Here is a 1,178-nt window from a genome sequence, read left to right on the forward strand (position 1 = left end):
GTGGTCGGCCCCAACGCCCGCAAGGTGCTGGAAAAGCTGAACGCGCAGGCAGGCGGCGGCATGGATCTGTCGAAAGAGGCACTGCCGTTCATGGAATGGCGCGACGGGCAGATCGGCGGCTTTGATGCCCGCGCTTACCGGATCTCCTTCTCGGGCGAGCTGTCCTATGAGATCGCGGTTGCAGCCTCGGAAGGTCAGGCGTTCTGGGATGCGCTGATGGAAGCAGGCAAGGAATTCGGCGTCATGCCTTACGGCACCGAGACCTTGCACATCCTGCGGGCTGAAAAAGGCTTCATCATGATCGGCGACGAGACCGATGGCACCGTGATCCCGCAAGATCTGGGTCTGCATTGGGCGATTTCCAAGAAGAAGGAAGACTTCCTTGGCAAACGCGCCCAGCTGCGCAACCACATGGCGGATCCTGACCGCTGGCAGCTGGTTGGCCTGGAAACGGTAGACGGATCCGTGCTGCCGGATGGCGCCTATGCATTGGGTGAAGGCGTCAATGCCAACGGCCAGCGCAACATGATCGGCCGGGTGACTTCGACCTATCATTCCGCGACCCTGGGCCGCGGTATTGCGATGGGCCTGATCAAACACGGTCCCAAGCGGATGGGTGAAGTGGTCGAGTTCCCGGGCACTGATGGCAAGACCTACAAGGCCAAGATCGTTGATCCGGTCTTCTACGACAAGGAAGGGGAAAAGCAGAATGTCTAAGGCTGTTTCCGTACTGAACGGCGCGCAATTCTCCGGCCTGGCCAAGGTCGAGGACGCGGGTCTGCAGGGCATGATCACCCTGCGCGGCGATTTGGAGTCATCGGAGCTGAAGGCGGCTGTCAAAGCTGCCACCGGCGCCGCGGTTCCAGCCCAGGGCAGTATCTCGGTTGCCGAAAACGGCGCCGTTGCCTGGATGTCGCCGGATGAGCTGCTGCTGTTGGTGCCCTATGAGGATGCGGTTTCCAAAACTGCTGAATTGGCAGCGGCGCTGAAAGGCGAACATGCGCTGGCGGCGAATGTCTCTGACGCCCGTGCCTTCTTCCGCGTGTCGGGCGAAGGTGCGCGCGAGGTGCTGGGCAAGGTGAGCCCGGTGGACTTTGACGCAGCGGCATTCAAACCCGGCCAGTTCCGCCGTTCGCGCCTGGCGCAGGTGGCTGGCGCCTACTGGTTGAACGAAGACG

The 1,178-nt window shown here is 61.8% G+C and carries 2 protein-coding genes; both read left to right on the forward strand.

What is annotated here, in order from left to right; genetic code table 11:
• The coding region (locus tag A2I95_RS40360) for an aminomethyltransferase family protein (protein WP_291737940.1) at nt 1-717 on the forward strand (717 nt) is incomplete at its 5' end.
• Nucleotides 710-1,178, forward strand: a 469-nt coding sequence (locus A2I95_RS40365) for a sarcosine oxidase subunit gamma (RefSeq protein WP_291737941.1), incomplete at its 3' end; no start/stop codon positions are given. The genes A2I95_RS40360 and A2I95_RS40365, both read left to right, overlap by 8 nt.

Source organism: Leisingera sp. F5 (assembly GCF_001593695.1).